This is a genomic window from Streptomyces sp. NPDC056347, from assembly GCF_042262625.1.
Taxonomy (GTDB): domain Bacteria; phylum Actinomycetota; class Actinomycetes; order Streptomycetales; family Streptomycetaceae; genus Streptomyces.
Map to the genome: position 1 here is coordinate 25,464 of NZ_JBHJQP010000077.1, position 8,302 is coordinate 33,765.

Annotated in this window: 6 protein-coding genes; 5 read left to right on the forward strand and 1 reads right to left on the reverse strand. The window is 67.2% G+C overall.

Annotation, left to right across the window (positions count from 1 at the left end; all coding sequences use genetic code 11):
* Positions 1 to 24 precede the first annotated feature (24 nt).
* Positions 25 to 1,653, reverse strand: coding sequence for an ABC transporter substrate-binding protein (locus ACFCV8_RS19300; protein WP_376686575.1), 1,629 nt, complete (start codon positions 1,651 to 1,653; stop codon positions 25 to 27).
* A 484-nt stretch (positions 1,654 to 2,137) separates the two neighbouring features.
* Between ACFCV8_RS19300 and ACFCV8_RS19305 the strand changes: the two genes are divergently transcribed.
* From ACFCV8_RS19305 to ACFCV8_RS19325, 5 genes are all read left to right on the forward strand, one after another.
* Positions 2,138 to 3,166 carry an ABC transporter permease gene (locus tag ACFCV8_RS19305; RefSeq protein ID WP_376686576.1) on the forward strand — a complete coding sequence of 343 codons (1,029 nt, stop codon included), beginning with the start codon at positions 2,138 to 2,140 and terminating at the stop codon, positions 3,164 to 3,166.
* Positions 3,167 to 3,240: 74 nt separating this feature from the next.
* Positions 3,241 to 5,022, forward strand: a complete 1,782-nt coding sequence (locus ACFCV8_RS19310; RefSeq protein ID WP_376686577.1) for an ABC transporter substrate-binding protein — start codon at positions 3,241 to 3,243, stop codon at positions 5,020 to 5,022.
* An 87-nt stretch (positions 5,023 to 5,109) separates the two neighbouring features.
* Positions 5,110 to 6,090: an ABC transporter permease gene (locus ACFCV8_RS19315; RefSeq protein WP_376686578.1), complete on the forward strand. Its 981-nt coding sequence runs from the start codon at positions 5,110 to 5,112 to the stop codon at positions 6,088 to 6,090.
* 71 nt (positions 6,091 to 6,161) lie between these two features.
* Entirely contained in the window at positions 6,162 to 7,127 is a 966-nt protein-coding gene (locus tag ACFCV8_RS19320; RefSeq protein WP_376686580.1) for an ABC transporter ATP-binding protein, read from the forward strand.
* 26 nt (positions 7,128 to 7,153) lie between these two features.
* Complete coding sequence (locus tag ACFCV8_RS19325) at positions 7,154 to 8,233, forward strand: ABC transporter ATP-binding protein (protein WP_376686579.1); 1,080 nt, start codon at positions 7,154 to 7,156, stop codon at positions 8,231 to 8,233.
* Positions 8,234 to 8,302: the final 69 nt, after the last annotated feature.

Genomic DNA, 8,302 nt, shown 5'->3' on the forward strand with positions numbered 1-8,302 from the left:
CCGGGAGGTCCCGGCCCCGGCGGGTCACTTGACCTTGATCTGCTCGTACACCGGGACGCTGAACTGGTTCAGCGTCACGTCGGAGATCCGGTCCGAGTAGCCGGCGCTGCCGTTCTGGTACCAGAGCGGGATGACGGGCATCTGGTCGGCCAGGACCTTCTCCGCGTCCTGGAAGGTCGTGATGGCCCTGGCCCGGTCGGTCTCGGCGTTGGCCCGGTCGATCAGGTCGTCGAACTTCTTGTTGCTCCACTTGCCGTCGTTGGAGGAGGCGTCGGTGTAGTAGAGCGGCTGGAGGAAGTTCTGGATGAGCGGGTAGTCCATCTGCCAGCCGGCCCGCCAGGCGCCGGTCAGCTTCTGCTGGGAGACCTGGCTGCGGAAGTCGGCGAAGGTGCCGATGGGGGCGCCGATGCAGGCCTTGTTGTTGCCCATCGCCCGGTTGACGCTGTTGCAGATGGCGTCCACCCACTCCTTGTGGGAGCCGGTGTCGGCGTTGTACGCGATCCTGAGCTGGCCGCCGGGGATGCCGCCGCCCTCCTGGATCAGCTTCTTGGCCCGCGCCGCGTCGTACTCGCAGGGCGCGCCGCACAGTCCTTCCTTGAAGCCGCCCTTCTCGCCGAGGACCGGGGAGGTCCAGTCGGAGGCGGGGGTGCGGGTCTTCTGGAAGATCTGGTCGGTGATCTGGGCGCGGTTGATCGCCATCGACAGCCCCTGGCGGACCTTGACTCCGCCGGGGGTGTCCCACTTCTTGTCGTAGAAGGGGAAGGCGAGGGTCTGGATGATGCCGGCCGGGGTGTTGATGTAGCGGTCGCCGAGGTCGGCCCTGACGTTCTTGAGCTGGGAGGCGGGTACGTCGTCGACGAGGTCGAGGTTGCCGGCCGTCAGGTCGGTGTAGGCGGTGTTGTTGTCGGTGTAGACCTTGAGGTCGATGCCTCCGTTGGCCGCCTTGTCCGTGCCGGGGTACCCGTCCCACTTGCGCAGGTTCATCGAGGAGCCCTTGGTGTACTTGTCGACCTGGTACGGCCCGTTGCCGATCGGCTTGGAGATCCAGGCGGCGTGGTCGGTGAAGAACGCCCCGGGGAGCGGGGCGAAGGCCGGGTAGCCGAGGGTGTCGGGCCAGAGGGAGAACTTCTGCGACAGCTTGACCGTGAAGGTCCGGTCGTTCACGGCCCTGAGTCCGGAGAGGGTGGTCGCGGTGGCGCTGCCGGATTCGGGGTGGACCTTGTCGTAGCCGTCGATATAGCCGAAGAAGTAGGCGTTCTTCTGGTGGTTCTTCAGCAGGGCGCCGTAGTTCCAGGCGTCCACGAAGGACTTCGCGGTGACCTTCTCGCCGTTGCTGAAGGTCCAGCCGTCCTTCACCGTGATCGTGAAGTTCTGGTTGTCCTTGGTGTCGATCTTCTCGGCGAGCATGTTGGTGGCCGCGCCGGTCTTCGGGTCGTACCGCTTCAGGCCCCGGAAGATCATGTCGAGGACCTTGCCGCCCTGCACCTCATTGGTGTTGGCCGGTTCGAGCGGGTTCTGCGGGTCACCCCAGGACGAGCTCACGATGCCGTCCGCGCCACTGCCGCCACTGCTGCCCCCGCCGCCGCATGCCGTCGCGGCCAGCGCGACGACCGCCGCGCATGCGGCCCACTTGGCCCGTGTGGCTCCGCGCATGGAGTGCCTCCTCGTAGTGCTCCGTCTCACGTACGGTCAAATATCACCGCACAAGGTGCATAACGCACATCTATCCCACCCATTCGGGCGCGTCGGAGCCGATTCGAGTGGCACATCACGGTCCACTGCGCTCCACGCACGCGGGCGGGTGCCGGGCGGCGATGACAGCGGAGCGGTAACGGCCAGGCATCGAATGCGCATCGACCGCGAGCCGGCTCGACCCGATGTACGCATTCCGAGACAACCGCGCCCGCATATCGGACTCATTGCCGGAGTTCACCCGTTAAGCCGCGTTCGTGCCTCCGAAAGAGCCAAACGGAAGCAAAGCCACGCCCTTTATTTGGTCATGCATAAGCAAAGATTCCAAAGAGCGTGCCAAGGGCGTCGGACATTCATTGACCCTGCATGAATTGCGTTGAAAAGGTCCCGGTAGCCCGTAGGTGTTGCCCTGCGGAGTCCTTCGACCCTCCGGGCCAGGAGCACCATGACGATTCCAACGCCACAAGCCGCCACCCCCGTTGAGGTGGAGGACGCGAAGCAGCAGCCGACAGCGGCCCCGTCCGCGTCGAAGGGCGGCAACGGCCGCTCGCCGGGCAGGATGGCCTGGCTGCGCTTCAAGCGCGACCGCACGGGCGTGATCTCGGCCTACGTGGTCATTTTCTTCTTCGTGATCGGCATCTGCGCGCCGCTGATCGCGAAGCTCTACGGGAAGGACCCGTACACGACGTACGGGCAGAACGAGCCCGGCCTCCTGGACGACTTCAGCTCGCCGGTCCTGCCCAACGGCGGTATCAGCAGCGACTACTGGTTCGGCATCGAGCCGGGGCTGGGCCGGGACGTCTTCACCTTCCTGCTCTACGGCATCCGCAACTCCCTGCTCATCGCCACGGCGACCACCCTGCTGGTGACCCTGTTCGGCATCGTCATCGGGATCACCGCGGGCTATCTGGGCGGCAAGACGGACTACTTCGTGGGCCGGATCATCGACATCCTGCTCGCCTTCCCGTCCACGCTCTTCTTCATCGCCTTCTGGCCGGTGATGCTGTCGATCCTGGTCTCCCCCGAGGAGAACACCCCGGTCTGGCTGATCGTCACCAGCCTCATCTCGGTCATGACCGCCTTCGGCTGGGCCTCCATCGCCCGACTGCTGCGCGGCGAGGTACTCGCCCTGCGCGAGCGCGAGTTCGTCGAGGCCGCGAAGGTCACGGGAGCGTCTCCGGCACGCATCATCTTCAAGGAGCTGCTGCCGAACCTCTGGACGCCGATCCTGATCCAGGCCACGCTCGCGCTCCCGGCGTACGTCACCGCCGAGGCCGGTCTCGCCTTCCTCGGTGTCGGCCTCAGCGACCCGACACCCGACTGGGGTGTGATGATCCAGCGCGGATCGGACGTCTACCAGAGCGACATCACGTTCATGCTCTTCCCCGGCCTCTCGATGGTGATCTTCGTCATCGCCTTCAACCTGCTGGGCGACTCGGTGCGTGACGCACTGGACCCGAAGACCAAGCGCTGAACCGCACGTCCTCCGACCGGGCGACGGGGCCCGCCGGAATGATCGTTTCTCTCCATCGACCAGAGCAGGAAGCCATGTCCCTTTCCCGCAGAAACTTCGTCATCGCCACGTCGGTCGCGGCCGGCGGTTCGATGCTCCTTTCCGCGTGCAGCAGCGGCAGCACGGCCAAGAAGGGCGGCGGCGCCGGACACGGCGGCACCGACAAGTACACCGGCTCGGTCGTCGTCGGTACGAAGGCCGACTCCACCGGCCCCGCCGCCGAGATCCCGGGCGCCAAGAAGGGCGGCACGATCCGCGGCCTCGCCCCGGACGACTTCTCGCACCTGGACCCGCAGCGCGTCTACTTCGCGTGGAACTCCGCGATCGGTGACCTCTACGTCCGCGGCCTGACCGGCTACAAGATCGCCTCGGACGGCACGATGAAGCTCGTCGGTGACCTCGCCACCGACGCGGGCACCATGTCCGACGGCGGCAAGACCTGGACCTTCACGCTGAAGGACGGTCTGAAGTGGGAGGACGGCAAGGAGCTCACGGTCGAGGACGTCCGCCACGGCATCGAGCGCGGCTTCGCCAGCTTCACCACCGAGGGCGCCGGTTACGTCCAGACCGCGATGTTCGGCACGTCCGACTACCGCTCGAAGTACAAGGGCCCGTACAGCGGCAAGCACCTCGACGCGGTCGTCACCGACGCCAAGGCCAAGACGATCACCCTGAAGCTGGCCGAGGCCCGCCCGGACCTCAACTTCACGCTGGCGATGACCTCCTACGGCGCCGTCCCGGTCAAGGGCGACACCAAGGAGAAGTACGACAAGGACCCGGTGAGCTGCGGTCCGTACCGGATCAAGTCGCACTCCATCGACAAGTCGATGACGCTGGTCCGCAACCCGCACTGGGACCCGAACACGGACTCGATCCGCAACGCGTACCCGGACAGCTTCGTCTACGAGTTCGGCCCCGAGTCCCTCCAGGCCGCCGACCGTCTGATCGCCGACGGCGGCGACGACCAGTACGCGGTCATGGCGTACAGCGGTGTCCCGGCCGAGCGCATCCAGAAGGTCCTCACCGACCCCGAGCTGAAGAAGCGGACCTTCAACGGCCTGCTGACCGGCATCTACTACTACGCGATCAACACCAAGCGGATCACGGACCTGAAGGTCCGCCAGGCCATCATCCACGCCTGGCCGCTGGAGCAGATCCGCAAGATCTACGGTGGTCCGTCGGCCGGTGACTACGCGACCTCCATCCTCAGCCCCGACATCGTCGGCTACGCCAAGGACGACGTCTACGGCAAGCTGAAGAAGCCGCAGGGCGACCCGGAGGCGGCGAAGAAGCTGCTGAAGGAAGCCGGCAAGATGGGCCAGAAGGTCGTCTACGCCTTCCCGACGTCCAACACGTACAACAAGACCAAGGTCGTCATCGAGAACGCCCTCAAGGCGGCCGGCTTCACCCCGGTCATGAAGCCGCTGGACTCCACCAGCTACTACGACCAGATCCAGCAGATCGACAACCAGTTCGACGTCATGTGGTTCGGCTGGTCCCCGGACTGGCCGACCGGCTACACGCTGATGCAGCCGCTGTTCGACGGCGGCACGATCGCCAACGGCGCGAACAACATCTCGCAGCTGAACGTCGACTGGGTCAACGAGGCGATCAAGAAGAACGTCACCATCGCCGACTCGGCCGAGGCCGGCAAGGCCTGGGCCGCGCTGGACAAGCGGATCATGGAGGAGGAGGCGCCGATCATCCCCGAGACGTTCCAGCGCCGTTTCTACCTCTACGGCGACAAGGTCGGCGGGGCGATGTTCCACCCGCTGTGGTCCTCGGCCGTCTTCTACAAGCTGTTCGTGAAGGCCTGACGCCGACACTCCCGGGGCGGGGCGCCCGCGTGGCGCCCCGCCCGCTCCACTCCCCCTCGTCGGCGCCTGCCAGGGAAATCCATCGCCATGTTCCGCTTCCTCATCCGCCGGGCAATCGGCGCACTGGTCATCCTGCTGATCATCAGTGTCATCACGTTCGTCCTCTTCTACGTCGCGCCCCGCGACCCGGCCCGGGTGGCCTGCGGCAAGGTGTGCACACCCGAGACGCTGGCGCTGGTCAAGCGCAACCTCGGCATCGCCGATCCGCTGCCGGTGCAGTACTGGCACTGGCTCCAGGGTGTGTTCGTCGGCCGGGACTACACCTCCTTCGGACACTGTCCGGCGCCGTGCCTGGGCTACTCCTTCCACAACCGTGAGCCGGTCGTCGGCACCATCCTCGACCGCTTCCCCACGACGTTCTTCCTCTCCGTCGGCAGCGCGTTCGTCTTCGTGCTCTTCGGTGTGGGCACCGGCATGCTCGCCGCGGTCAAGCAGGGCAAGTGGCTGGACAAGGTCGCTTCCTCGGCGTCGCTGATCGGTTCGTCGATGCAGATCTACTTCATCGGCGTGATCGCCATGTACTACCTCGCGGACCAGTGGCACATCCTGGACCGTCCCAAGGAAGTCCCCTTCACCGACGACCCGGTCGGCTGGTTCAACGGACTGCTGCTGCCCTGGCTGGTACTGGCGCTGATCTTCGCCGCCAACTACACCCGCATGACCCGCTCCCAGCTCGTGGAGACGCTGAGCGAGGACTACGTGCGCACCGCGCGCGCCAAGGGCCTCTCCCGCCGGACGGTGTTCTTCAGATTCGCCTGGCGCGGCGCCATGGGTCCGATCGTCACCATCTTCGGCCTCGACATCGGCGTGCTCCTGGGCGGTGCGATCATCACCGAGAAGACCTTCGGCCTGCACGGCATCGGCGCCCTCTCGGTCAAGGCCGTCAATGACAACGACCTCCCGTTGATCCTCGGCGTCGTCCTGATCGCGGCCGCGGCGATCGTCGTCTTCAACATCGTCGTCGACGCCGTCTACGCCCTCATCGACCCGCGCGTCCGCCTCGCCTAGGGAGAGATCCAGTGAGCACCCCCTTCCTCTCCGTACGCGATCTGCGCGTGCACTTCTCCACCGAAGACGGCATGGTCAAGGCCGTCGACGGGCTGTCCTTCGACGTCGAGAAGGGCAAGACCCTCGGCATCGTCGGCGAGTCCGGCTCCGGCAAGTCGGTCACCAACCTGACCATCCTCGGTCTGCACCACCCCGACCACACCGAGATCGAGGGCGAGATCCTGCTCGACGGGCAGGACCTGCTGGCCGCCTCCGAGCGGGAGCTGGAGCGGCTGCGCGGCAACAAGATGGCGATGATCTTCCAGGACGCCCTGGCCTCGCTGTCGCCGTACCACACCATCGGCAAGCAGATCGGCGAGACGTACCGCAAGCACACCGGCGCCTCCAAGAAGGAGGCCCGGGCGCGGGCCGTCGAGATGCTGACCAAGGTGGGCATTCCGCAGCCCGACCTCCGGGTGGACGACTACCCGCACCAGTTCTCCGGCGGTATGCGCCAGCGCGCGATGATCGCCATGTCGCTGGTCTGCGACCCGGAGCTGCTGATCGCGGACGAGCCGACCACCGCCCTGGACGTCACCGTGCAGGCCCAGATCGTGGACCTGCTCAAGGACCTCCAGCAGGAGACCGGCACCTCGATCATCTTCATCACCCACGACCTCGGTGTCATCGCAGACGTCGCGGACGACGTGCTGGTGATGTACGGCGGCCGCTGCGTGGAGCGCGGTACGAAGAAGGAGGTGCTGAGCTCCCCGCAGCACCCGTACACGCTGGGCCTGCTGAGCTCGATGCCGAGCCTGGACGGTCCGGTCGACGTGCCGCTCTCGCCGATCCCCGGCGCCCCGCCGAGCCTCCTCAACCCGCCGAGCGGCTGCCGCTTCCACCCGCGGTGTTCCTTCACCGAGCAGGTGAGCGGCGGGCGCTGCGCGAGCGAGCAGCCGGCGCTGGAGATCACCGGCGGCCGCGGATCCGCCTGCCACCTCACCGCCGGGCAGCGCGCCGAGTTCTTCGCGGACTTCGCCGGCACCCGGCACAACTGACGTACAAGAGACGGGACTTCCCTACCATGAGCAGCACAGATCCCCTCCTGGACGTCTCCGGACTCACCAAGCACTTCCCGATCAAGGGCGGCTTCCCGATCCGGCGGACGATCGGGGCGGTGCAGGCGGTCGACGGACTGGACTTCACCGTCGCGGCGGGCGAGAGCCTGGGCCTGGTCGGCGAGTCCGGCTGCGGCAAGTCGACCACGGGCCGGCTGATCACCCGGCTCCTGGAGCCGACGGCCGGCCGGATCTCGTACCGCGGGCAGGACATCACGCACGCCTCGCGCAAGCAGCTGGCCCCGGTCCGCTCCGAGATCCAGATGATCTTCCAGGACCCGTACGCCTCGCTGAACCCGCGGCAGACCGTCGGCAAGATCATCACCGCGCCGATGGAGATCAACGGCATCGAGCCGGCGGGCGGCCGCGAGGCGCGTGTGCGGGAGCTGCTGGAGACCGTCGGGCTCAACCCGGAGCACTACAACCGCTTCCCGCACGAGTTCTCCGGCGGCCAGCGCCAGCGCATCGGGGTGGCCCGCGCGCTCGCCCTGGAGCCGAAGCTGATCGTGGCGGACGAGCCGGTCTCGGCGCTGGACGTGTCGATCCAGGCGCAGGTGGTGAACCTGCTCCAGAAGCTCCAGAAGGAGCTCGGGATCGCCTTCCTGTTCATCGCCCACGACCTGGCCGTCGTGCGGCACTTCTCGCAGCGCGTCGCGGTGATGTACCTCGGCCGGATCGTGGAGATCGCCGACCGCGAGGACCTGTACGGCAACCCGCGCCACCCGTACACCCGGGCGCTGCTGTCGGCCGTGCCGGAGGCGACCGCCGACGACACCCCGGCCCGGGAGCGCATCCGGCTCGCCGGTGACGTGCCCTCCCCCGTCAACCCGCCGTCGGGCTGCCGCTTCCGCACCCGCTGCTGGAAGGCGACGGACAAGTGCGCGAGCGAGGCCCCGCCGCTGGTGCGGATCGAGGGCAGCCGCGAGGGCCATCTGACGGCCTGCCACTACCCCGAGGAGGCCGGGACCGCCGCGGCCGTCCCGAAGGCCCGTGAGGCCGCCTCCGAGGCGGATGCCGGCAAGAAGCCCGGCAAGAAGAAGGCCTGACATCCCGGCGGGTTCCGTGGCCGTGGTCCCGACCGGGCCCGGTCCCGGAACCCGTCGGCCCCGAGGAAC

Excerpts from the sequence above, each read along its gene's own strand:
- ACFCV8_RS19305 (WP_376686576.1), top strand. The coding sequence starts at position 2,138 with ATGACGATTCCAACGCCACAAGCCGCCACCCCCGTTGAGGTGGAGGAC.
- ACFCV8_RS19320 (WP_376686580.1), top strand. The coding sequence starts at position 6,162 with ATGGTCAAGGCCGTCGACGGGCTGTCCTTCGACGTCGAGAAGGGCAAG.
- ACFCV8_RS19300 (WP_376686575.1), bottom strand. The coding sequence starts at position 1,653 with ATGCGCGGAGCCACACGGGCCAAGTGGGCCGCATGCGCGGCGGTCGTC.
- ACFCV8_RS19310 (WP_376686577.1), top strand. The coding sequence starts at position 3,241 with ATGTCCCTTTCCCGCAGAAACTTCGTCATCGCCACGTCGGTCGCGGCC.
- ACFCV8_RS19315 (WP_376686578.1), top strand. The coding sequence starts at position 5,110 with ATGTTCCGCTTCCTCATCCGCCGGGCAATCGGCGCACTGGTCATCCTG.
- ACFCV8_RS19325 (WP_376686579.1), top strand. The coding sequence starts at position 7,154 with ATGAGCAGCACAGATCCCCTCCTGGACGTCTCCGGACTCACCAAGCAC.